This is a genomic window from Sphingobacteriaceae bacterium GW460-11-11-14-LB5, assembly GCA_002151545.1.
Taxonomy (GTDB): Bacteria; Bacteroidota; Bacteroidia; order Sphingobacteriales; family Sphingobacteriaceae; genus Pedobacter.
Genome location: CP021237.1, coordinates 1,225,589 through 1,251,452, shown reverse-complemented (window position 1 = coordinate 1,251,452; position 25,864 = coordinate 1,225,589). Strand labels below are relative to the sequence as shown.

The window sequence follows — 25,864 nt, the reverse complement described above, 5'->3', positions numbered from 1 at the left end:
CTACACACAGCTCTAAACTAACATTAAAATGGCATGCATAAAATTTCTGCAAGTTGCTTAGCTATATTTCTGCTAATGGCTTATTTATTTCTCAACACTACCAATTATTCATTTTTCAGGATGTACAACATCAAACCGCTGAAATGACGGAAACGTTTAATCGTATTTACCTGATAAACAAGGGATTAGAAGGCAAAAAAAGAGGGCAAAAGATCTTTAAAAATCCTTTGCCCTGTGAAGGGTGGCTGATGGGGCTCGAACCCACGACCCTCGGCACCACAAACCAATACTCTAACCAACTGAGCTACAGCCACCGTGTTTTTTGATGTCACAAAAGTACGACTTTTAATATTCCATGCAAATATTTTTTTCAAAGTTTTTACAACAAATTTTTAATTCCTTAACATTCAATTATTTGAAATCGAAAAAAAAATTCAAAAGCAGATAAAACAAGCTATTTTGAACCTAAAAACATAACTTTACGGCGTTTATGATCGAAATTTACACAGACGGAGCAGCTAGCGGAAACCCGGGACCAGGTGGTTGGGGAACAATTTTAAGGGCAGGACAACACTATAAAGAATTAAGTGGTGGCTTTAGGATGACCACAAATAACCGCATGGAACTATTGGCTGTAATAAAAGGATTAGAAGCATTAAAAAGCTTAAATCAGCAGGTAACAGTTTATTCTGATTCGAAATATGTAGTAGATGCGGTGGAGAAGAAATGGGTCTTCGGCTGGGTAACCAAAAATTTCAAGGATAAGAAAAACAAAGACCTATGGTTAAGGTTTCTGGAACTGTATAAACTTCACAAAGTGAAATTTATCTGGATTAAAGGCCACAACGATCACCCGGAAAATGAACGTTGCGACCGTTTAGCTGTTTTTGCCTCGCAAGACAAGCAAAACCTGGCTGTAGATACTTTTTTTGAAGTAGAAAGAAGCAAAATTTAGTTAATGTTAATCAATTCCACCGATTACATTTAAATTTTCCAGTTTGGCTTCTACTGTTGGCTCAATTGAAATTGATTTTGCAGTATACAATAACATCATTTCTTCGGCCTTTTCTACCATATGTTTTGATCCGATAAAAATCGGAACCCTTTGATGCAGTTCTGTTGGCTCAATTTCGAGTATACGGTCAAAACCTGTACTGGCTTTGCCCCCAGCCTGCTCAATAATAAAAGCCATTGGATTACATTCGTATAACAACCTTAACTTGCCGTTAGGCGAGCGCGAAGTAGTTGGGTAAATATAAATACCGCCTTTAATTAAATTCCGGTGGATATCGCCAACCATCGAACCAATATAACGCGAAGTGTATGGGCGTTTAGTCGCTTCATCCTCTACCTGGCAGTATTTGATGTACTTTTTAACGCCATCAGGGAAGTGAACATAATTACCTTCGTTTACCGAGTATAGATAACCTGTTTCGGGTATTTTCATCTGGGGGTGCGATAAACAGAACTCACCAATTGACGGATCTAATGTAAAACCGTTAACCCCCTTCCCTGTGGTATAAACCAACATGGTAGATGAGCCATATATAATGTAACCGGCAGCCACCTGTTCAGTGCCTTTTTGCAATACATCAGTTATGCTCGCCCTACCATCAACGGATTTTCTGCGATAAATAGAGAAAATAGTCCCTACAGCTACGTTTACATCTGTATTCGAAGAGCCATCTAAAGGATCAATACACACAATATATTTAGCATTTTGCGAAACCGGCGATTCGATGTGGATGATTTCGTCTTCTTCTTCGGTAGCAACAATACAGCATTCGCCACCACTGGTTAATGCAGCAATAAATTGTTCATCTGCATAAACATCTAACTTTTTTTGTTCCTCACCCTGAATATTGGTGGTTCCCATATCGCCCAAAATATCAACTAAACCCGCTTTATTAATTTCGCGGTTTACAATTTTAGCGGCAATACCAATATCCCTTAACAACCTCGAAAGTTCTCCTTTAGCATATGGGAAATCTGCTTGTTTTTCTATAATAAATTGTCCTAATGTTTTAACGCCACAAACCATACTTAGTGTATATTTTACATTATCTACCCGATAACTCTATAACCTCTAAGGTATGAATATTTTCATCAGTTATACAAAATCTAATAAGGGTTCTCACTTTGTGCCAACCGTGTTTTCCAGCTGCTCCGGGGTTTATATGCAAACATTTTATTTTTTCGTCGAACATTACTTTTAAAATATGCGAGTGCCCGGTAATAAATAATTTAGGAGGGTTAGTGTATATTTCTGCCTTAATTGAAGACGAGTACCTCCCCGGGTATCCACCAATATGGGTCATCCAAACATCAACCCCCTCACAGCTAAATCGATTTTGCTCTGGGAATTCCGCTCTAATTGCAGCATCATCAATATTTCCAAACACACCACGCAGTGGCTTAAACGCCGCCAGGGGCTCGGCCACATGAGGTCCAAAATCCCCGGCATGCCAAATTTCATCTACACCATCAAAGTGTTTAAAAACCGCATCATCTAAAAAACCATGGGTATCAGAAATTAATCCTATTTTTTTCATTATGTATACTTAATTGTGCCCCGTAATTTACAGGATTAGCAAAATCTTTAGATCGCTTTTCACTAAAATAAATCCTTCAAGGCCTAAAAAAAACTTAAGAAACGGCGGCTGAATGCTAAAAAAGATACAATTATGATTGTACAATATTACCATCATCACGCAAGCTTCAACAAGCAAATTTCTTTTAGAAACTGGTTAGAATGCCAGGAAAAAATCTTTAAGCAATTCTTTATAAACTATGGTATGCTGTTTTAAAGATTCATAAATATTAAAGTCTCTTTCTTTTGAAACAATTTCACCCCTTTTCAAACAAATTACCTGTCTAAAGGTTGGTTTGCTTTGATCAGAATGAATATGGATCCGCTCTGCAAGGAACAAACCATAGTCAGCAGCGCTACTAATAACCTCATTTGCCTGTTTTATTGGGAGAATAAGCCAGATCAATCCTCCGTCAGCTAAAAGGGAGTTTGATTTTTCAATTAATAACCTAAAAAAATCTTCATCAGCATGCCTTGCTATCCCCTTCCTGGATTCTTCACTTTTTAAATCATTCACAAAAAAGGGCGGATTAGAAACGATCAGATCAAATTTCGCTGAATGGCTAAACTGTTCGATAGCTACGTTGCTAATACTTAACCGGTCACTGAAAACTGACGACTGGAAATTCCGTTTAGCAGTTCCTGCAGCCTGTTCATCAATTTCTACAGCATGTATATTTGCGTCTGGAAAACGCTGAGCCAGCATCAATGCAATTACACCAGTACCTGTTCCAATATCCAGGATGTTTTTAGGTTCTTCCTGATTGGCCATCGCGGCAATTAAAACACCATCGGTATTAATCCTCATGGCACAACCCTTTTGGTCGACTTCAAATTGTTTGAATTTGAAAATACTCATATAAATGTTAAAACCTTACCCCTATCCTTATTGGTAAAAAAATTGATTGATGAACAAACCTGAATCCAGCTTTGTATTGCAAACTTAGCTTTTTTCCTACCTTATGCTCAACTCCCCCACTAAAATCAACAACTGTTCCGGTAGAACCATTAGCATATTGATTATTTATATGACTACTTCCTATCTTCAGATTAAATACCGGAGCAATCCTTGCCTTTACCGTTACATACTCCAGGTCACCAAAAACCGAATAACCATTAATTCCTCTGTAATTGACATAGGAAATACCTAAACCTAACCGAAGGTTTTCTTTATAGCTTACACCGTTGATCAAACTTAAATCTACACCATTAGGTGTCCCCCCAAGCTGATAACCCATCCAGCCTTCACCAATATCTATCTTTAACGGCCTTGCAAGAAAAAGGTGATACCCTGTTTCGATTTTACCTGTGTACTTAATTTGAGATTGGGCATGAAGATTTAGCGAGACATAAATTAATGTACAGCACAACAGCGTTCTTTTCATTTTGAGTGTTAATTTTAATTATGTAAATTCTAATTTTCGTAGAGTTCTAGAGGTAGGCCATCAGGATCGGCAAAAAAGGTAAAACGTTTATCGGTAAACTCATCAATACGAATAGGTTCGGTAATGATGCCCTGATTATTTAAACGCAAAATCTCTTTTTCTATATCCTCAACTTCGAAAGCTAAATGACGCAAACCCTGCGCCTCCGGACGTGAGGGGCGTGCAGGAGGATTTTCAAAAGAAAAAAGCTCGATCTGATATACACCATTTACTGCAAGATCCAATTTATACGACTTTCTTTCAGCCCGGTAAACTTCTGCCAAAACGGTAAAACCTAATTTATTCACATAAAAATCTTTTGATTTTTCGTAATCTGAACAGATAATAGCGATATGATGAATTTTATTGAACATAAATTTGATTTTAATAAGAAATACATTTGCAGCTTCAATTCCATAAGATTTCATCTAAATAAAGTCGTCATCTCGACCGAAGCATCGCGAAGTGGAGAGATCTACCTTGACAGATTTCTCGACTGCCTTGCAATCCGCCCGAAATGACGATCGGCGAGCAACATTAACGTCAAAAGTAATAAAAGCGCAATTATATTGTGCGCTTCAATAAGCTTTTTAAATTTTAAACGCTATTTTTGCAACTTCAAAAAAAAAGCATGATTCATTTCTTCCTTAGTCAATCGCAGGCGATTTTTGTTTTACAAACAGACAAAGCGCTTTCTACCACTGATATTACTAAACTTGAATGGTTATTTGGCGGTGCCAAAATCTCGCAAGAAACAGCTTTAACAGGCTTTTTCGTTGGACCAAGAGCAGCAATGATTACTCCATGGAGTACCAATGCCGTAGAGATTACCCAGAACATGGACATGCAGGGGATCATCAGGATTGAAGAATTTAAGCAGGTTGACGAAAACTTTGCTGATTTTGACCCGATGCTTTCTCAAAAATACAACAAGCTTGATCAAGAGGTATATACCATCAATATCAAGCCTGAGCCGATTTTAGAAATCACCGATATTGCAGCTTACAATAAACAGGAAGGGCTTTCTTTAAGTGATGAAGAAGTGGAGTATTTAAATACTTTAGCGCAAAAATTAGAAAGACCTTTAACCGACTCTGAAGTTTTTGGTTTCTCTCAGGTAAATTCGGAACACTGCCGTCATAAAATTTTTAATGGCAAATTTGTAATCGATGGCGTAGAACAGCCTACTTCTTTATTTAAGCTGATCCGCAAGACATCAGAAGAAAACCCTAACGATATTGTTTCGGCCTATAAAGATAACGTAGCTTTTATTAAAGGCCCTAAAGTGCAGCAATTTGCACCTAAACGTGCGGATGAACCTGATTATTACACGACAAGCGATTTCGAATCAGTCATCTCCTTAAAAGCCGAAACCCATAATTTCCCTACCACAGTTGAACCTTTTAACGGTGCAGCAACAGGTTCGGGAGGTGAAATCAGAGACCGTTTAGCAGGCGGACAAGGTTCATTGCCTTTAGCCGGAACTGCCGTTTATATGACTGCGCTTTCGCGTTTGGAAGATAACCGCCCATGGGAAAAAGGTGTAGAAGAAAGACAATGGTTATACCAAACCCCAATGGATATCCTGATCAAAGCATCAAATGGCGCTACAGATTTTGGAAATAAATTCGGGCAACCACTGATTACCGGTTCGGTTTTAACATTCGAACATGAAGAAGACAGCAGAAAATTAGGTTTCGATAAGGTAATTATGCTTGCAGGTGGTATCGGTTACGGTAAAGCCAGCCAGGCACAAAAACTTAAACCAAAAGAAGGCGATAATATCGTTATCCTCGGTGGCGAAAATTATAGAATCGGGATGGGCGGTGCAGCAGTTTCGTCTGCAGATACCGGTCAGCACGGAAGCGGAATTGAATTAAACGCGATTCAGCGATCAAATCCCGAAATGCAAAAACGTGCAGCCAATGCAGTACGTGGTATGGTAGAAAGCGATCACAATTCGATTATCTCGATCCACGATCATGGTGCAGGCGGACACTTAAACTGTTTATCAGAACTGGTTGAAGAAACCGGTGGTTTAATCGACTTAGATAAACTGCCAGTTGGCGACCCTACCCTTTCGGCCAAAGAAATTATCGGTAACGAATCGCAGGAAAGAATGGGATTGGTAATCGGAAACGATCATATCGAAACCTTACAAAAAATAGCCGACCGCGAACGTTCACCAATGTATACCGTAGGTAAAGTAACCGGCGATCACCGTTTTACCTTTAAATCTGCAACAACAGGTGTAAAACCAATGGATTTTGAGTTGGCCGCCATGTTTGGCAGCTCACCAAAAATTGTAATGGACGATCAAACCATCGATCGCAAATACGAAGCTATTGAATATAATAAAGCTGAATTAAATACCTATTTAGAGCAAGTGCTTCAATTAGAAGCAGTGGCATCGAAAGATTGGTTAACCAATAAAGTAGATCGTTGTGTGGGTGGCCGTGTAGCCAAACAGCAATGTGCAGGTCCGTTACAATTGCCATTAAATAACTGTGGTGTAATGGCTTTAGATTTTCAGGGTAAAGAAGGTATTGCCACTTCAGTTGGCCATGCACCACTTTCGGCGCTGATTGATCCTGCTGCTGGTAGCCGCAATGCCATTGCCGAATCGCTATCGAATATTGTTTGGGCTCCTTTAAAAGATGGTTTAAAAAGTGTTTCACTTTCTGCCAACTGGATGTGGGCTTGTAAAAACGAAGGTGAAGATGCCCGTTTATATGCAGCAGTAAAAGCCTGTTCTGATTTTGCCATCGATTTAGGAATCAATATCCCAACCGGAAAGGATTCGTTATCGATGAAACAGAAATACAAAGATGGTGATGTGATTGCACCTGGAACGGTGATTATTTCTGCAGGAGCAAATTGCGATGATATTACCAAAGTAGTTGAGCCTGTCCTTCAAAAAAATGGCGGTTCGATTTATTACATTAACCTATCAAACGATACTTATAAATTAGGCGGTTCATCTTTCGCGCAGATTTTAAACAAAATCGGTACGGAAACCCCTGATGTAAAAGAAGCTGATCAATTTAAAACAGCTTTCAATACACTACAACAATTAATTAAAGCGGATAAAATCCAGGCCGGTCACGATATTGGCAGTGGTGGTTTAATTACCACCTTACTGGAAATGTGTTTTGCTGACCGCGATTTAGGCGCTTCGATCGATTTGTCTTCATTAGCAGAGGCTGATAGCATTAAAGTATTCTTTGCAGAGAACATTGGTATCGTTTTCCAGGCTGATGCTTCGGTTGAAGATACTTTTGCACAGGCTGGCATTGCTTTCCACAAAATTGGAGAAGTAAATGCTTCAGCTAAACTGGACGTTAAAAACGCCGCAGATCACTATAGTTTCGACATTGATCACTTACGTGATGTTTGGTTTAAAACTTCGTACCTGTTAGATAACAAACAAACCGGTAATGGCCTGGCAAAAGAACGTTACGATAATTATAAAAACCATGTTTTAAATTACACTTTCCCATTACAATTTGATGGAAAGAAACCTGTAATTGACGCAACTAAACCGCGTCCAAAGGCAGCCATTATCCGCGAAAAAGGAAGTAACTCTGAACGCGAACTGGCCAATGCCATGTACCTGGCAGGTTTTGATGTGAAAGATGTTCACATGACCGATTTAATTACCGGAAGAGAAACTTTAGAAGATATTCAGTTTATCGGTGCAGTAGGTGGTTTCTCTAACTCTGATGTTTTAGGATCAGCCAAAGGTTGGGCAGGTGCATTTTTATACAACGAAAAAGCAAGGGTAGCTTTAGAGAAATTCTTTGCCCGTCCTGATACTTTATCGGTTGGTGTTTGTAATGGTTGCCAGTTGTTTGTAGAGCTGGGCTTAATTAATAAAGACCACGAAGAAAAACCAAAAATGCTGCACAACAAAAGCGGTAAACACGAAAGTATTTTCACTTCCTTAACCTTACAGGAAAATAATTCGGTGATGTTATCTACCCTGGCCGGAAGCACTTTAGGCGTTTGGGTATCACACGGTGAAGGCAGATTCTCATTACCATATGCAGAAGATAAATATAAAATCGTAGCGAAATATGCTTACGAAACTTACCCGGCCAGTCCGAATGGATCAGATTACAACACCGCAATGTTATGCGATGAAAGTGGTCGCCACCTGGTAATGATGCCGCACATCGAACGTTCATTGTTCCAATGGCACTGGGCAAATTACCCGCAAGGCCGTAAAGATGAAGTTTCGCCCTGGATGGAAGCCTTTGTAAATGCACGCAAGTGGATTGAAAATAAAGGATAAGGAACTGATGGAAGATGTAAAATGGATGATGGAATTAAAACCATCGTCCATTTTTAGTTTACAGACCTCTATCTCAAACGAAATGTCTACACCGTGCCGTCATCTCGAGCGAAATGCAACGCAGTCGAGAGATCTGTCGAGATAAATTTCTCCCCGCCTGTACGGGCAGGCATTTCGCTACCGGTGAAACCTGCAAGCTTCAGTCGAAATGACGGTTTAATTCTATTCTTCTAAATAATTTTTATGATGAAATGAGCGTTCCGCCTTCCATAGCTGCTGTACACCCGCCATCGCTTATAGTCCTCGTTCCGCTGCGCTTCACTGCGGGCTAACCGCTCTGTCGGGTTTGTTGAACAAAAGCCTGCTCTTCAGCATACGGCCTGTTTCTGCGCTTGCAATAAACCTTTCATCGTACCACCAGTCTTGCTACCTAAACCCGACCGAAGTGGAAAACCCACAGCCTGAGGTACGAGGGCGAGGATTTGAAACAAAGCGCGGGACGGTAATGACAAAAAGGTGCTGTTTTTGCTTTCCAAAATTAAAAAATAAATATTTACCCGTAGCAGCAGCTTTATAAATAGATTTCCGTACCGCTATTGATTAAAAGTGGGGAAAGAGTAACATTCCGCTAACACAACAAAAACGGCCTGAGCTTTCGCCCAAACCGTTTCAATTTACCCAACCTCACATTTTTTTCTAAAAGAGCATTAATAGAAAAGTTATTTAGTCGTCATGCTGAACTTGTTTCAGCATCTTCCTTCGGGTTAGCCACTGAAACAATTTCAGGGCGACGGGTTTACCTCCCTCTTCCATTTCAAATCCCCTGCACATCTTTCCTCACCTCTTTGCGCCACCCCCTTCCATATTTACGATCCATAAAAGAAGCTACTACTTTATTATAATCTTCAATGGAAAGGCCTGAAGGCATTACACACCCAAAATCATAATAATCTACACCATACTTCTTTTCAAATATTTCCTGTCCTTTAACATATGTAGATACAATACCTCCACGGATTAGAAATTTAATTTTTCCGTTCTTTAAATCGGTATTGGCCAGTTTAATGCTGTATATTTTAGCAGTATCTACATGATTTATCACTTTAGCATTTAAATGAAGCGTTGCAAAGCAAAGAAACAGTAATATTAAAAAGGACTTTTTCATTTTTGAAGATTTTAATTAGAAATGGTAAAGTTAATCGCCATATTATACTTTACCCGCACTGGTACACCTCTATTTTTACCGGGTTTCCATAGCGGCGATTTTTTAATCACTTTAATGGCTTCTTCATCGCAGCCGAAACCAAGCCCCCTTAACACCTTAACATCGGTAACAGAACCATCTTTCTCTACCACGAAACTCACAAATACTTTCCCTTGAACATTTTCTTCCTGGGCCTGATATGGATATCTTAAATTACGTTCCATATATTTAGACCAGGCCTTGGCGCCACCATTAAATTCAGGGTACTCATCAACTCCACCCAGATCTATAACTGCATTCGGATCGCCGGTTCCTGCACCATCCTTTGCTACACCTGAACCATCCCCATTCCCCTTATTATCGGTTAAAACTGCATTAGGCGCAACTACTCCATCCTGGGTTTTATCACTAATCACTGCATCCTGTATTTCTTTAATCGTTGGTGGATCAGGCAGATCTACTTTATTAACCACTACGACCTGCGATGGAAGCGCTATCGTTTTAACCTTTACCGGATCTGCTTTTGCAGGTTCTATCTTTTTCTCTGGTTCAGGGGTTTTAGGTTTCATCTGATGGATCACATCTGTTAAATCGACAGGCCTTGCAATTTCTACAGTTACCTCTTCCTTCGGAAACAACTTTGCATAAATTAAAGGAGAGAAACACAGGAGGATAAATAAGCTTCCGGATACAAAAAGCGCCCTCGTCATAATCGACGAAGATTTAGATCTTAAATCATAAGCGCCATAATTTTTGTTGCGGTTTGCAAATACAAGATCGAGCCACTCGGTTTTGTATACGTTAATTGAAGAGTTGAACATAGCTTTTATTTTTATAGCATGATGCAGCTAAATCTTCAATTCCATAAAACATTCGAAAAATCTATTTTCTTTACAAAAAATGAAATTTTTCATCTGAAAAACATTTTTTTATTTCATTTTCAATAAAATTCATAAAAATAATACGATTCTTTTACGAAAATTAATAAAATATACTATTTTTGACAAAAAACATAACAAATTAATGAAAAGCTTAAGAACCATCGCATTAAAAGAGGCTCAAAACAGAATTTCACCAGAAGTTAAATCACCATCAGCAAAAATTTCTGACTTTTTTGGCGCTAATGTATTTGATAAGAGAAAAATGAGAGATTTCTTATCTAAGGACGTATATGAAAAATTAATATCATCCATCAACCAGGGTGAGTTAATCAACGCAGAAGACGCTAATCAGATTGCGACGGCAATGAAATCTTGGGCTATGGCAGCTGGTGCAACACACTACACACACTGGTTCCAACCATTAACTGGCACAACTGCCGAAAAACATGATTCATTTTTTGAGCCAAGCGGCGAAGGTGCAATTGAAAAATTTGCCGGCAGCGCTTTAGTTCAACAAGAACCAGATGCATCTAGTTTCCCTAACGGCGGTATCCGTAACACATTCGAGGCTCGTGGTTATACAGCATGGGATCCTTCTTCTCCAGCATTTATTATGGAAAGCAAAGCAGGTAAAACACTTTGTATCCCTACCGTATTTGTATCCTATACCGGTGAGGCCCTGGATTATAAAGCACCATTATTAAAAGCATTAGCTTCGCTTGATAAAGCGGCTGTTGATGTTTGTCAATATTTCGATAAAAGCATTACTAAAGTAAATGCATCTTTAGGTATCGAGCAAGAATATTTCTTAGTTGACGAGTCGTTGTTTAATGCCCGTCCAGATTTATTATTAACCGGCCGTGCTTTATTCGGACACATGTCTGCTAAAGGCCAGCAATTAGAAGATCACTATTTCGGTTCTATCCCTGAGCGCGTATTCAGCTACATGGTAGATTTCGAAAACGAAGCTTTAAAATTAGGTATTCCTTTAAAAACCCGTCACAATGAGGTGGCACCTTCTCAATTTGAGTGTGCGCCAATTTATGAAGAAATCAACTTAGCGATCGATCACAATCAGTTATTGATGGATTTGATGGAGAAAGTTGCCCGTCGTCACCACTTCCGTGTATTATTACACGAAAAACCATATGCAGGTATCAACGGATCAGGTAAACACAACAACTGGTCGTTAATTACCGATACTGGTAAAAACTTATTGGCACCAGGTAAAACACCTAAAAATAACTTAATGTTCCTTGCTTTCTTTGTAAACACAATTAAAGCCGTTAGCGAGCATGCCGATTTATTACGTGCAAGTATTGCATCAGTAAGCAACGATCACCGTTTAGGTGCTAACGAAGCGCCACCTGCAATTATCTCGATCTTCTTAGGTTCTCAACTGAACGATGTATTAGACGAGATTGAGCACTCACGTATCAGCAAAAAAATCAAAGAAGATAACGCACTTTGGTTAGGTATCCCTAAAATCCCTCAGATTTTATTAGACAATACCGACCGTAACCGTACTTCTCCTTTCGCATTTACAGGTAACAAATTTGAGTTGAGAGCTGTTGGATCATCAGCAAACTCTTCTGCTCCAATGACGATCTTAAACGCAATTATGGCAGAGCAATTGGTTAAATTTAAAGTTGAGGTTGATAAACTGATCAAAAAAGGTGATAAAAAAGACATCGCTTTATTAACTGTGATCAAAAAATACATCAAAGAATCTAAAAATATCCGTTTCGAAGGAAATGGTTATAGCCAGGAGTGGGAAGATGAAGCTGCAACACGCGGTTTATCAAACATCAAAACTACACCAAAAGCTCTAGATGCTTATTTAACTGAAAAATCTGCTGAGTTATTTGCTTCAACTGGTATTTATAGTGCACGTGAGATTCATGCCCGTCATGAAATCATGTTAGAAAACTTCTATAAAAAACTACAGATCGAAGCACGTGTAATGGGCGAAGTAGCAAACACGGCTATTATCCCTGCAGCAATTGCTTACCAAAATTCTTTAATTGAAAATGTTAAAGGATTAAAAGAACTTGGTGTTGACAGCAAATCATCATTAGATATCGTTAAAAAATTATCAGAGCACTTAGATATTGTGAAAACCAATATCGATGCGATGTTAGAAGAACGTAAATTAACCAACAAAATCGAAGATACCCGCGAGAAAGCGATTGCTTACGATGAGAAAGTTAAATCTTACTTCGATACCATCCGTTACCACGCTGATAAATTAGAGCAAATTGTTGACGATAGCGTTTGGCCTTTACCAAAATTCAGAGAATTATTATTCATGAAATAGATTTTAAGCCGTAAGGTTTAAGTATAGGGCGTAAGGTTTAACTTTACGCCCTTTTTTTTATTTAGTTCAGTAGTTCATTTGCCATTCGTTCATTAGTAACTGCTAATTTGGTTTATTGGTACCGCCAAATGGTTAACCGGTTCATTGGTTAACTGTAATTCCAGCGTGTCGTCAACCTATCCGATAGCTATCGGATTTATTTCAGGGTCTTCCCTGCTAAAAAGATCCTCCTTTGCACCTCCCTAGACCGTCATCCTCACCACCGTCGTCCTTTCGATTGAGGTGTAACGCAATGGAGAAATCCATTTCCAATATTTCCCACCTTAGCCAGGGCGTCATCTCGACTGGAGCGTAGCGGAACGGAGAGATCTATTTCATATATTTCTATTTAAAAAGATACTTCATTGCTAACAGAATGACAACTCACGGAGAAAGATAAACTTTAAAACAGCCCTTATTAATCATTGATTATCGGTATTTGATAAAAGCTGGTGGCCCACCGCAAAACGCCAAACGCCACACGCCAAACTTATCTTTAGCACAACAATTTAAAACCTTTTACCTTTTACCTTCCACCTTTTACCTCTAATCGCTATCTTTGCGCCAACATGAGTGATAACAGGTACAATCAACGCGGCGTTTCCGCCTCAAAAGAAGATGTGCACAATGCCATCAAAAACATCGATAAAGGAATTTTCCCAAAAGCATTCTGCAAAATCATCCCCGATATTTTAGGTGGCGATGAGGAATACTGTAATATCATGCATGCAGATGGCGCGGGTACCAAATCTTCTTTAGCTTACGTATACTGGAAAGAAACCGGAGATATCTCGGTTTGGAAAGGGATTGCACAAGATGCCATCATCATGAATATCGACGATTTAATCTGCGTGGGTGCTACCGATAATATTCTCTTATCATCAACCATTGGCAGAAATAAAAACCTCATCCCGGGTGAAGTAATTGCTGCTGTAATTAACGGAACAGAAGAAATTTTAGCCGATTTACGCGAACAGGGTATCTCGATCTATTCAACCGGTGGCGAAACTGCCGATGTTGGCGACCTGGTAAGAACGATTATCGTTGATTCTACGGTAACTTGCCGCTTAAAGCGCGAAGACATCATCAGCAACGATAATATTAAACCTGGCGACGTAATTGTGGCGCTAGCCTCTTCCGGACAAGCTACTTACGAAACAGAATACAATGGCGGTATGGGTTCGAACGGATTAACCTCTGCGCGTCATGATGTTTTTGATAAAGCAGTAGCCAACAATTACCCTGAAAGTTTCGATCCGGCTGTTCCATTCGATCTGGTTTTCTCTGGAAGGAAACAATTAACAGAAGAGATCGATATTGAAGGATTTTGCAAAACGACGGTAGGAAAACTGGTGTTATCGCCAACCCGCACTTATGCACCTGTAATTAAAAAGATTTTAGAAAACTACCGCAGTCAGATTAATGGCATTGTACATTGCAGTGGTGGTGCGCAAACCAAGGTATTGCATTTCATCAACGATGATATCCATGTCATCAAAAATAACTTATTCCCAATCCCTACCCTATTTAAACTGATTCAGGAGCAATCGGGTACCGATTGGAAAGAAATGTATAAAGTATTTAACATGGGGCACCGCATGGAGCTTTATGTGCCTCAGGAGATTGCTGAAGATATCATTGAAATTTCAAAAAGTTTCAATATCGATGCGCAGATTATTGGTCGCGTAGAAAAAGGCGAACAGAAACAGGTAACCATCGAAAGCGAAAAAGGAACTTTTGTTTATCAATAAGGAATAAGATACAAAACCAAAAAGGCTAGTGAATTAAATCTCAGCAGCCTTTTGGTTTTGTTCGGAGTTTCATTTTCTGATTTTTTTATTCTTCTTGGCTTAAATCATCAATTCGCTCGTCACAGAATAAAATTTATAGCTATTTAAAAATTTCAAATTAGTTCTCTATTTAGAAAATACTTCATCGCAAATTTGATACAAATATGAAACTAGCTTCATATCCTCAAGTTATATATTTATTATAACTTTTCTCTACTTCAAAGTTGGATTTAATATCTATAACCTATCCCAGATGTAAGGGCAAATGAAGATGAACTATAATATCTATAATTTCCATATTCTGAGCTATATTCGGTTAAAGCCGTCCCTAAATATACAGAATGACTTCCTACTGGAGCCGTTAGTTCACCTATATCTGCGCCACTACCTTGAAGACTACCGAAACTATTAATATACCTTATCCTAACAGGGTTAACTAAATCAATTGGAGTATTAAAATTTGCGTCGCTAAAGAACTCTAAGGATATAAAGTATTCAAACCTAGCATCTTCATTTGTAATGCTACTATTATAATACGAGCCATCTTCGTTATAAACAGAAACCAATTTAACATAGATTGGTCTATATAAATAATTCACCCCATCAATATCACCTTGTGAAAGATGATCGCTGTCTCCCCATGTAGTACCGTCTTTTCTAGTCATTTGTGGTGATGTATTTGAACCTACCCTGGCTTCGGCAACATTAGAACGATATAACATTATCGAATTAAAATCAAAAGTTCCGATTTGAAAACCAGATCTTCCTAACACATCGTAAGTTTTATATTGATCTGTCCAATCAGCATTGATATTTGAAAAATCAATATTAATATATTGATCACGATCGGCCCTGGTTTGTTCGTGCATCAGCCCCACAGCATGTCCTATTTCGTGGATGACGGTAGACTCATCGGCACTGGCGGCTAACCTAATAGCTTGCTCACCCCCAATCATACCTAATTTAGAATCTCCAGCTCCATTTTCTGGCAGCCCTGCAAAATTGATATAATTAGCTTGATTAGTCCGTTGTACAAAACGAATTGGTGTGCTAGATTCCCAAGCGTTAATCGCACTTAAAATGTCTGAGCTATGAGTGGCATCATTAATCACATAATAAATAATTCCACCAGGCCATAACTTTTGATATTCTGCTGTAAAAGTGCTTCTTGGTGTAGTTTCTTTACCATTCCCAATCTTATTATATTCCAAATAAGCAATCTGATCTTTTGATAAAATAACATCACCACCAACAACATATTCCCCTTTATTGTTAATTGCAACGGTTACTTGTCCACCATTTTTTAAATGATAGGTTATGGTTTTTCCAGGAGCTTGTGGCTGCTCTCCTTTAATTGAGCCTTCTTTTTTACACGCACTCGTAAAAATGATGAGTAGGGCAAAAATGTAATAGATTTTTTTCATGTTAGATGTTTTAGCATTTTAATTCTTATTTAATTATTGCGTAAACAAACACACATCTGCTATAAAAGCGCATAAATTTGGGATGAATTTTGATTAGAAATCATAGGGAGGTGCCTACACAGGCAAAAGATTAATATTCTAATACGAGGAAGAGGTATAATTTCCAGAGAGCGCGTTTTTATAAAAGTTGTTTTTTGTCTTCTGTCACAAAAATAGCCACTGACTATCAATATAGTTATTTTTTTACATCAAGTAGTTGTTTTATTACATGAAACACAATAACTAGTCATACATTCATTAAAAAACCGCCACCCCCTTACCTTTATATCTTTATCGATACATTCTTAAATTTTATTGGCACAACATTTATTTTTGCTGATATAAGTGTATATTGGATTTAACAAATTACTCCTAACAGGAATAAAAACAATGATCAATGTATATCTACTAGGTGCAGGTAAACATGCCGCTGAACTAAGCGAGTATTTCAATGGTTCGGATGAGTATCTTTTAACCGGATACATCATCAATTTAGAAGATGCGGTAAATCATCCAAACCTAACGAAGCCTATTATTTCGCTGCCCTCTTTTTTAGAAAAACATCCCACGACTTTAAATATTGCATTAATTGGGGCAATAGGCAATTATGAAAGAAAATCTATCATTGAGCCTTTAGAAAACAAAGGTTACCCATTTATCAATATCATCCACCACCATAATTACATCAGTTCTTCGATTAAAATTGGCGAAGGAAACTGCATTGCCCCAGGTTGCGTAATTAATGCAAACGTGCGTATCGGCAACCATTGCATTGTGAATTCAAACTGCAACATCAGCCACGATTGTATTTTAGAAAATTATGTAACCATTTCCCCTGGTGTAACCATTGCGGGCAATGTACATATTCATGAAGGTGTTTTTATCGGTTCAGGTGCAACCGTCATTCCGGGTATAAGCATCGGAAAAGGAGCTTATGTTGCTGCCGGCGCCTGTGTGACAAAAGATGTTCCGCCCCATGTAATGGTGGCTGGCGTACCGGCAAGGGTTAAAAAAGAGGTAGGATAATAATCCGAATGTTTTGAAATCATAAATTTCTCCTCCATTCAGCTTATAACAAAAAAGCCCCGATCAAATAATCGGGGCTTTTAATAAAAATCATGATAAATTACTAGTTAAAGCTATATCTTGCACCTACTTGAATTTGGTATCTTGATGCAAACCCAGTGTTATCTCTAAAAGTTGTAGCTCCTAAGTTCTGATTAACAGTATATTTAGGTTTACCTGTTGCAGCATCTCTTCCTTGAAATACCAGTGGAGTAGTAAGGTTAGGAATTTTTGTTAAACCCCAGTTCTTATTTAATAAGTTACCGAAATTAACAATATCTAAACTAAGATTAAATCTATTTCCATTTTCCTTACCAAATAAAGTACGGATTTCTTGCATGATCCTTACATCTACACGGTTGGCCCATGGATATTCTGCTCCATTTCTTTCCGAGTACTGACCTCTTCTGGTACTTAAATATTTATCCTGATCGATATATTGGTTAAGTCTTGTCCACTGAGAAGTAACACTCTCAGCATTAGCACCTGTTATCGCTTGTAACTGTATATCATTAGCATCTTTAGGAACGTACATTAAGTCATTGGCATTACCATCACCATTTATATCACCTGCTTGGTATGAGAATCTTGTATTTCCAAAAGTATCTCCATAAGGTGATCCTTCATAAATAAATCCTAATGATGTAGTAGAGTGAGGAATTATTTTAAAATTAAAGTTCACTGATGCTATAATGCGATTCTTAACTACAAAACTACTATATGCTAATGTTGGTACATTCGGATCACCTACAATTGGGTTACCTGAATAGGCAGAGTTAGCTTGTGAACCTGGATTAGAGGTTATATCTCTAGCATCACTTCTTGTATAAGCTACCATTACATCAGCAATGGCACCAAATCTTTTTTGCAACTGTGCTGTAACATTCCAAGCGTAACCTTGATTAGTATTATCAAGCACAATAGCATTAGTAATGAACGAATTAACTCTATTTGGACCAGCACTTGCATTTGAAGTAGCTGTAACACCTGGAAAATAAGGTCTAGTATCACCAGTTCCAGAATATGAACCTGCTGCGTTTACCAAGTTAGCATTTCTATGATAAATTTCATTAATAGATTTAGTATACATTCCTTCAATTGTAGCTAGTATACCACCAGGTAACTTGTAATCAAACGCTAAACTAGATCTCCAAATCTGAGGTAATTTGAAGTTAGGTGAGGTTAAATTAATAGCAAAAGTAGACGGAATATTTACGTTAGCAGGAATATAAGCAGATGGATTAGCATTAAAAGGGCGATTTGTTGGATTAGTTAAAAGATCTGAACCAAACATAAGACCAGTATTACCAGCTTGGTTAGTTAACCATACACCTGTAGATGCTCCTGTGAATATACCAGAACCTCCCCTAATGATTAATCGAGAATCTTTCAGCACATCCCAGTTAAATCCTAATCTTGGAGAAAAAAGTATTTGCGTTTTTGGAAGCTGACCAACATCCAGTTTTTCACCATTCCTAAAGGAAGCATCAGTTACCTTAGGGTTAGACTGAATATCAGCTGTGTAAATTGGAAGATCTAATCTTAAACCATATGATAGTTTAAAATTAGGTTTTACATACCACTCGTCCTGCGCATAAAAAGCAACAGGCATTTGACTAAATATTGCGTATGGCTGAGGATTTGATGCATCGGCAGAATAAGTTAACTGATATTGCAATGGTACAATTGAATTGTTCCCGTTTGCTGCAGCAACAAAATCAGCTAGACTTTTATATCTGAATTGACCACTATAGAATTGAGCAAATGCATTTGCGAACTTCTGATACCCAACAGTACCTCCCAAAGTAATCGTATGATTTCCTGCGAAAATATTAAAATTCTCATTTAACGTATAAATGTCTTGGTTTAACCGATTTAAACCACTAAATGGCTCAGAACCTAAAGAGATATAGTTATTTCCATTTCCGTCTTCGATATCAACTAACGGGAAAGCACCTCCATTTTGTTCTCTATAATCTCTAAAGCTTGAATATATTAACTGTAAATTATTTGCAAACTTGTTACCAAATCTAGAGTTTAATTCAGCTGTTACAGAATTTAAATTATTATACTGTTTATATCTAAGATTTGAAAAGATCATTGATTGCAAACTTGGCCCTCTACCATTACGTGATCCTGACCCACTTGGAGCCTTATCATCAAACGAGTTTAAGTAATTATACCTAACCGTTAATCTTTGAGAATTACTGATATTCCAATCTAATCTTGCGGTTAGGTTATTAGCCTCTGTTAAATTGCTATAACCATCGATATCACCAGCATCATACCCAAACTTAGATTGAACCAAATCTTTAACAGTTAACATATCATTATATGTTACTCTTGAAATATTAGCCCCTGTTGTTCCTCTATTTACTTGAAGAGTTGAAGATGGCGCTGTCCTTCTACTAATTTCACCATTTACAAAAAAGAATAACTTATTTTTCACTATTGGCCCACCTAGTCTAAATCCTAATTGTTTATTAGAAAAAGCATCGCCGCTACTTTTTGGCAATTGAGTATCACCAACTTTATATCCTTGAAGGTTTTGATTCTTGTAGTATGAATAAATAGATCCAGAAAATTTATTAGTTCCAGATTTAGTCACAGCATTAACTCCCGCCCCAGTAAAGCCGCTTTGCTTAACATCATAAGGAGCTAAGTTTATTTGCAATTCTTCTAATGCATCAAGTGTAAATGGTTGAGCATTTGTTTGTCCTCCAGGTAGAGATGAAAGGCCAAAAACATTATTCATTTGGGCACCGTCAAGTGTTAATGAATTGAATAATGCATTTCTACCAGCAAATGAAAATCCATTTCCAGCAGAACTCGATTGAGGAGTCAATCTCGTTAAATCTGTTATGCTTCTTGAGATAGCTGGCAATTCCTCAATCTGTTTTCTAGAAATCGCTGTTGCCATGCCAGTTTTTGATTTACTTGCTGAGGCAGTACCTCTAACCACAACATCGCTCAACAATTGTGAATTGTCATTTAGCACGATGTTGAGGACAGTAGCATCACCTAACTTCAGATAAACATCAGTCAATTTTTCTGGTTTATAACCAACAAAAGAAATTTCAATAGTGTATGGCCCACCAACACGAGCATTCGCAATTGTATAACGTCCATCATTGTTGGTAGATGCTGTATAAACACTTCCAGAAGGTGTATGTGTCGCTTTAACACTTGCACCAGGTAGGGCGCCTTTGGCATCCTTAATTGTTCCTGTTATTGATGATGTGGTCACCTGTGCATTTGCACCATAAGTAATACCAACGAATGCAACAATAACCAGTACTAATCTTAAAAGTAAAGATTTCTTCATACTTTGTTTTTTAAATGTTTTTTGTTGTTGAATAATAAATCTAATAGGGATATTATGCTGCAAATGTACCCAATAAAATTTAACACATTTTAACATCCAATGTTAAATAATTATTAAGTCGGGCAAAACTTTTCAACATTTAACACATATTGAAGCCTTTATAACTTTCAGTTTATCAACACTTTGATCGTATAACTAGATTATTAATAACGAAACTTACAGTTGATTATAATTTACGCAGAAAAGACACTGTAATGTTGGTATTTTTCCAATAACACCTATTAACAATAACTTTTTAAGTAAAAACAGCATCATATTTTAACCTATCGCTTAAATATTTACCATTCATCAGCAAAATCCTAAAGGCCAGATCAACATCGCACCGTAAATTTACCTCAACAATATTCAATCAGTGTAAATTTTAAAGGTTATCTCAATATTGATCTAGTCAATTGACATTTTTTTTTTAGTTTTGAGCGATTGTTCCAGGATGAAGATCCTTTAACTTTTTGTAATGCGGATACAGGCAACCCATATTAAGGGACGATGGAGAAGATTACAGATATACAAAGCAATTAAAACAAATCTCTTTAAAATAGATTAAAAAACAGATGAATTACGACGTTATTGTTTTAGGCAGCGGCCCAGGTGGTTACGTAGCTGCAATCAGAGCTTCTCAATTGGGACTAAAAGTTGCAATTGTTGAGCGTGAATCATTAGGTGGTATTTGTTTAAACTGGGGCTGTATCCCTACTAAAGCACTTTTAAAAAGTGCTCAGGTTTTCGAATATATCAATCATGCTGCTGATTACGGAATTACTACTGCAGGTGCAACTGCTGATTTTGCTGCTGTAGTAAAACGCAGCCGTGGCGTTGCCGATGGCATGAGCAAAGGCGTTCAGTTTTTAATGAAAAAAAATAAAATTGACGTAATCATGGGTACTGGTAAAGTAAAACCAGGAAACAAATTAGAAGTTAAAGGTGCTGATGGTTCTCAACAAGAACTAAGTGCAAAAAATATCATCATTGCTACAGGTGCACGTTCAAGAGAATTACCTAACCTGAAACAAGATGGCAAAAAAATTATCGGCTACCGCCAGGCAATGGTACTTCCTGAATTACCAAAAAGCATGGTCGTAGTGGGTTCTGGTGCTATTGGTGTAGAGTTCGCTTATTTCTATGCTACCATGGGCACAAAAGTAACCATTGTAGAATTTATGGATAACGTTGTCCCAGTAGAAGACGAAGATGTATCTAAACAATTGTTACGCAGCCTGAAAAAAGTAGGTATCGATGTCATGACATCAGCAAGCGTTGAGTCTGTTGATACCAGCGGTGCAGGCTGTAAAGTTTCGGTTAAAACGGCTTCAGGTATGCAAACTATCGAGGCAGACATCGTGCTTTCGGCAGCAGGTATCGTAGCAAACATTGAAAACATTGGTTTAGAAGAAACCGGTATCAAAACTGAAAAAGGTAAAATTGTTACTGACGAATTCTACAACACTTCGGTTAAAGGTTATTATGCCATTGGTGATGTTGTGGGTGGTCAGGCTTTAGCACACGTGGCTTCTGCAGAAGGTATTATCTGTGTAGAAAAAATTGCTGGTCAGCATGCTGAGCCATTAGATTACAACAATATCCCGGGATGTACTTATTGCACACCAGAAATTGCTTCAGTAGGTTATACCGAAAAAGCAGCAAAAGCAGCAGGTTACGAATTAAAAATTGGTAAATTCCCGTTCTCTGCATCAGGTAAAGCAAGTGCTGCCGGTGCTAAAGATGGTTTCGTAAAATTAATTTTCGATGCTAAATACGGAGAATTATTAGGCGCACATATGATCGGTGCCAACGTTACTGAAATGATCGCCGAAATTGTAGTGGCCCGTAAACTGGAAACAACCGGTCATGAAATGATCAAATCTGTTCACCCTCACCCAACCATGAGCGAAGCTATTATGGAAGCTGCCGCTGATGCCTACGGAGAAGTGATACACTTATAAGGTAGAAGTTTTAAAGGTGGAAGGCTAAAGGTCAACCCCATCAGTAAAACCAATATTATTACAAAAACCCTTTAGTTAATGCTAAAGGGTTTTCTTATTTTTAGCATTTACATCATCCGTTTTACATTTTACATCAAATGAAACTCCACACCATAAATACAGGCTTCTTTAAACTCGATGGCGGTGCCATGTTTGGCGTTGTGCCCAAAGCCATCTGGCAAAAAACCAACCCGGCCGATGCGAACAATCTTTGTACCTGGGCGATGCGCTGCCTTTTAATTGAAGAAGGAAACCAGTTGATTTTGGTTGATACCGGGATAGGAAATAAACAGGATGAAAAGTTTTTCAGCCATTATTACCTGCATGGCAACGATTCGATGGAGAAATCGCTGGCACATTTGGGTTTCAGCACAACTGATATTACCGATGTATTTCTCACGCACCTGCATTTCGACCACGTGGGTGGAGCAATCGTTAGGGAAAATGACAAACTGATTCCTGCTTTTAAAAACGCACACTATTGGAGCAACGAAAAACACTGGCAATGGGCAGTAGAACCCAATGCAAGGGAAAAAGCTTCTTTCTTAAAAGAAAATATCCTTCCGATTCAGGAAAGCGGACAGCTAAAGTTTATAGAAGAAAAAGAAAATATCGAATGGCAGAAAAATATCAACATCAGTTTTGCTTATGGCCACACCGATGCCATGATGTTGCCTAAAATCAGCTACAAAGGCAGGACTATTGTGTACATGGCCGATCTTTTACCTTCAGTAGGTCATCTTCCCCTACCCTACGTCATGGCCTATGATATGTTCCCCTTAAAAACCTTGACAGAAAAACAGGCCTTTTTGGAAGAAGCCGTAAACAACAACTATATATTATACCTGGAGCACGATCCAATTAACGAATGCTGCACTTTACAGCGAACAGAAAAAGGAATACGCGTTGCAGAAACTTTTAAGCTCAGCGACATCTAAATGATCAGACCAGCCCTGCCCACCGATGTGGAAGAAGTTGTACCGCTGATTATTCAGGCCATGGGTAAGCTGGCGAATAAATTAACCCATACCAATGATATAGCAATTATTAACGAGATTTTTAAACACTTCTTTCAGCAGCAGGGTAATCAATACAGTTATGAAAACACTTTAGTTTTTGAAGATGAAGGCAAAGTGCTGGGCGCTATAAATGCTTACGACGGCAGTAAACTCTTCGAACTTCGCCAGCCATTTCTAACCTACCGGGCCAAACATCACCGGGTTAATCACAACAACCAGGATAACGAAACTGAAAGCGGTGAGTTTTATCTTGACAGTATCAGCGTTAATTCGAAGGTACAGGGAAAAGGAATTGGCAAACAATTGATCAGGGCTGGTATTGATTGGGCTAAAAAACTCGGTCACCATACTATTGCTTTATTGGTAGAACAAAATAACGACAATGCATTAAAGCTTTACGAGAAAATGGGCTTCGTTATTCAAAACGAAAAACAATTTATGGGTGGATGGTATCACCATATGGTTTTTAAGATCAAATAATTACCTCTCACTGCTATAGCTTTACAACGTCATACGCTCCCTTACTAAACGCTTCTCAAATTTATTTTCGTTTTTATTTGTATTTAATCTAAATAATGCCAATTTTTGTAACCGATGGAAAAAGCGTGTATCGATATTAATGAACTGGTTAACGTATTCTCAAATACCCATGGTTCTGTTTATCAATCAGATAAATTAAACTGCTTTTATGTAGATTTTGGCGGTAAATTTGCGCGCTATAACTGCCTGTCTCTTCAAAAATTAAAAGCGGTTGTAGAACAGATCGATATCGAAGCTTTGCTTTTAAATACCCACAAAGCCGATTTCGAATTGGTTACCTTTAATGGCTGCGAACACATTTACCTATTAAGTGCTTTAGAAATCATTGCTTTAAAAGATTTACTGCAAGGTACCTTTACCATGTTCAAACTTAACCACATTATTAGCGACTGTCTATACAGATTGGTTTATTAATGACGGAAAATGTTTGATGTAAGATGGAAGATGTGACACCTAGATTGTTTTAAAAGCTACTAAAACCTTAATGATCTTAACTCCTTAATGGTAAAAAAGAGTTCATTCTCAATTGCAACTGGTCATTTGGGGTTAATCGGTTAACTGTTCAAATCGGTTAACTGACAACGAACGATTAATTATTTAACATTTCATAGTTATAGCCATATTATTTATATCAATTCCCAAACCTTAATGCCCTTAACTTCTTAATGATCGTGGTATGGGTTAATGGTTAACTGTTCAAATTGGTTAACCGACAACAAACGATTAATTACTTAACATTTCATATTTATAGCTATATTATTTATAGCAATTCCCAAACCTTAATGCGTTTAACTTCTTAATGATCAGAATAAATGGTTAACTGTTAAACCGGTTAATTACTGTCAAACGCCCTACTCCAAACGCCAGACTGATTCATGTAGTAACTGCAAACTGAAAATCGTCACCTGAAAACTGAGCATTATCCTGCTGAGTCTCAGCCAGTATCCGTTTCGCGTTATACTGCCATTTTCTATCATACTTATTATATCATCCCGCCTTATTTAAACTGATTACAAATAACTAATTATCAGCAATTTAGACTAATTTCATATAGCAAATAAATCACACAATCTGCTTAATTTGATGTTATCTTTGTATCATTAGTTAAGCAAAGAAAATTATGAAAGACTTAATGCGCATTAAATGTTTAATATCACAGGATATCGAAACATTATTAAATCAGCAGATCAAAAAAGAAGCTCACTCTTCATCACTATATTTATCAATGTCATCATGGTGTGACCAAAATGGATTCGATTTTTCAGCAGATTATTTCTTAAAGCAATCTGAAGAAGAAAGAGTACACCAGTTAAAATTGTTCAAATACGTTTTGGATATGGGTGGAAACGCAATATCTCCGGAAGTTTCAGGCATCAAAACCGACTTCGCCGGATTTAGAGAAGTTTTCGAAGATGCTTTAGAAGCAGAAATTGCCATTACCCAAAGTTTTAAAAATCTGGCTTCTAAATGCCATAAAGAACAGGATTTTGTAACCATGGAATTTTTAAACTGGTTCCTGAAAGAGCAACGCGAAGAAGAATACAAAGCACGCAGAGCATTAGAATTATTCGAAGTGATTGGCGAAGAAGGTACAGGAAGATGGGAAATTGATAAACACGTGAATAAAATCACCTATTCAGAAGAATAACAACAACAAAACATATATTGAAAGCTATCCTGATTAAAATCTGGGTAGCTTTTTTTTTATTCACTGATTTTCATTTTCCGGTACTTCAAGCCCGCAAGGAGTCGTCACAGCAATGACGACTCTTCTTTGGAATTTGCCGATGCCAGCAAAATGCAACGCATTAAACCGCCTATAAAAAGAAAAGCTCCGGGTTTACCGGAGCTTTCTTGGTTTAGGGTGTTTGGTT

Annotated in this window: 19 protein-coding genes and 1 tRNA gene; 10 read left to right on the top strand and 10 right to left on the bottom strand. The window is 37.9% G+C overall.

The genetic code is table 11. From position 1 onward, the window contains the following. Nucleotides 1-240: 240 nt before the first annotated feature. Nucleotides 241-314, bottom strand: a tRNA-His gene (locus CA265_05230). A gap of 176 nt (nucleotides 315-490) precedes the next feature. On the opposite strand from CA265_05230, the gene CA265_05225 reads away from it, so the two are divergent. Then, nucleotides 491-955, top strand: coding sequence for a ribonuclease HI (locus tag CA265_05225; protein ID ARS39108.1), 465 nt, complete (start codon nucleotides 491-493; stop codon nucleotides 953-955). Nucleotides 956-961: 6 nt separating this feature from the next. Here the strand turns inward: CA265_05225 and CA265_05220 are convergent, their stop codons facing one another. The 5 genes from CA265_05220 to CA265_05200 form a co-directional block, all read right to left on the bottom strand. Next, a complete protein-coding gene (locus CA265_05220; GenBank protein ID ARS39107.1) occupies nucleotides 962-2,041 on the bottom strand; it encodes a fructose-bisphosphatase class I in 1,080 nt (359 codons plus the stop codon). A 19-nt stretch (nucleotides 2,042-2,060) separates the two neighbouring features. Continuing rightward, a complete protein-coding gene (locus tag CA265_05215) occupies nucleotides 2,061-2,552 on the bottom strand; it encodes a YfcE family phosphodiesterase (protein ID ARS39106.1) in 492 nt (163 codons plus the stop codon). 195 nt (nucleotides 2,553-2,747) lie between these two features. After that, the gene (locus tag CA265_05210; protein ARS39105.1) at nucleotides 2,748-3,449 is read right to left on the bottom strand and encodes a tRNA methyltransferase; all 702 of its coding nucleotides are present in this window, start codon (nucleotides 3,447-3,449) and stop codon (nucleotides 2,748-2,750) included. A 7-nt stretch (nucleotides 3,450-3,456) separates the two neighbouring features. After that, complete coding sequence (locus CA265_05205) at nucleotides 3,457-3,975, bottom strand: hypothetical protein (GenBank protein ARS39104.1); 519 nt, start codon at nucleotides 3,973-3,975, stop codon at nucleotides 3,457-3,459. A gap of 29 nt (nucleotides 3,976-4,004) precedes the next feature. Beyond that, complete coding sequence (locus CA265_05200; protein ID ARS42892.1) at nucleotides 4,005-4,388, bottom strand: hypothetical protein; 384 nt, start codon at nucleotides 4,386-4,388, stop codon at nucleotides 4,005-4,007. A 257-nt stretch (nucleotides 4,389-4,645) separates the two neighbouring features. Here CA265_05200 and CA265_05195 point away from each other — a divergent pair, with 257 nt between their 5' ends. After that, nucleotides 4,646-8,308: a phosphoribosylformylglycinamidine synthase gene (locus CA265_05195; GenBank protein ID ARS39103.1), complete on the top strand. Its 3,663-nt coding sequence runs from the start codon at nucleotides 4,646-4,648 to the stop codon at nucleotides 8,306-8,308. An 814-nt stretch (nucleotides 8,309-9,122) separates the two neighbouring features. Here the strand turns inward: CA265_05195 and CA265_05190 are convergent. Together CA265_05190 and CA265_05185 are read right to left on the bottom strand one after the other, a co-directional pair. After that, nucleotides 9,123-9,473: a hypothetical protein gene (locus CA265_05190; GenBank protein ID ARS39102.1), complete on the bottom strand. Its 351-nt coding sequence runs from the start codon at nucleotides 9,471-9,473 to the stop codon at nucleotides 9,123-9,125. A gap of 11 nt (nucleotides 9,474-9,484) precedes the next feature. Beyond that, the gene (locus tag CA265_05185; GenBank protein ARS39101.1) at nucleotides 9,485-10,333 is read right to left on the bottom strand and encodes a hypothetical protein; all 849 of its coding nucleotides are present in this window, start codon (nucleotides 10,331-10,333) and stop codon (nucleotides 9,485-9,487) included. A 202-nt stretch (nucleotides 10,334-10,535) separates the two neighbouring features. Here CA265_05185 and CA265_05180 point away from each other — a divergent pair, with 202 nt between their 5' ends. Further along, nucleotides 10,536-12,710 (top strand): glutamine synthetase type III, encoded by a 2,175-nt coding sequence (locus CA265_05180; GenBank protein ARS39100.1) that lies wholly within the window; start codon nucleotides 10,536-10,538, stop codon nucleotides 12,708-12,710. A 608-nt stretch (nucleotides 12,711-13,318) separates the two neighbouring features. Beyond that, nucleotides 13,319-14,500: a phosphoribosylformylglycinamidine cyclo-ligase gene (locus CA265_05175; GenBank protein ARS39099.1), complete on the top strand. Its 1,182-nt coding sequence runs from the start codon at nucleotides 13,319-13,321 to the stop codon at nucleotides 14,498-14,500. Between the two features lie 269 nt (nucleotides 14,501-14,769). On the opposite strand, the gene CA265_05170 is transcribed toward CA265_05175, so the two are convergent. Then, complete coding sequence (locus CA265_05170) at nucleotides 14,770-15,963, bottom strand: hypothetical protein (GenBank protein ID ARS39098.1); 1,194 nt, start codon at nucleotides 15,961-15,963, stop codon at nucleotides 14,770-14,772. A gap of 429 nt (nucleotides 15,964-16,392) precedes the next feature. Here CA265_05170 and CA265_05165 point away from each other — a divergent pair, with 429 nt between their 5' ends. Continuing rightward, a complete protein-coding gene (locus CA265_05165) occupies nucleotides 16,393-17,028 on the top strand; it encodes a hypothetical protein (GenBank protein ID ARS39097.1) in 636 nt (211 codons plus the stop codon). 103 nt (nucleotides 17,029-17,131) lie between these two features. On the opposite strand, the gene CA265_05160 is transcribed toward CA265_05165, so the two are convergent. Continuing rightward, entirely contained in the window at nucleotides 17,132-20,488 is a 3,357-nt protein-coding gene (locus CA265_05160) for a hypothetical protein (protein ARS39096.1), read from the bottom strand. 515 nt (nucleotides 20,489-21,003) lie between these two features. Here CA265_05160 and CA265_05155 point away from each other — a divergent pair. The 5 genes from CA265_05155 to CA265_05135 all read left to right on the top strand — a co-directional run bounded on the left by CA265_05155 (nucleotide 21,004) and on the right by CA265_05135 (nucleotide 25,638). Further along, on the top strand, nucleotides 21,004-22,392 hold the full coding sequence (locus tag CA265_05155) for a dihydrolipoyl dehydrogenase (GenBank protein ARS39095.1): 1,389 nt from the start codon (nucleotides 21,004-21,006) through the stop codon (nucleotides 22,390-22,392). Nucleotides 22,393-22,529: 137 nt separating this feature from the next. Then, complete coding sequence (locus CA265_05150) at nucleotides 22,530-23,369, top strand: MBL fold metallo-hydrolase (protein ARS39094.1); 840 nt, start codon at nucleotides 22,530-22,532, stop codon at nucleotides 23,367-23,369. Continuing rightward, the gene (locus tag CA265_05145; protein ID ARS39093.1) at nucleotides 23,370-23,930 is read left to right on the top strand and encodes a hypothetical protein; all 561 of its coding nucleotides are present in this window, start codon (nucleotides 23,370-23,372) and stop codon (nucleotides 23,928-23,930) included. Nucleotides 23,931-24,044: 114 nt separating this feature from the next. Continuing rightward, nucleotides 24,045-24,404, top strand: coding sequence for a hypothetical protein (locus CA265_05140; protein ARS39092.1), 360 nt, complete (start codon nucleotides 24,045-24,047; stop codon nucleotides 24,402-24,404). A 706-nt stretch (nucleotides 24,405-25,110) separates the two neighbouring features. Further along, nucleotides 25,111-25,638 (top strand): ferritin, encoded by a 528-nt coding sequence (locus CA265_05135; protein ID ARS39091.1) that lies wholly within the window; start codon nucleotides 25,111-25,113, stop codon nucleotides 25,636-25,638. Nucleotides 25,639-25,864 lie beyond the last annotated feature (226 nt).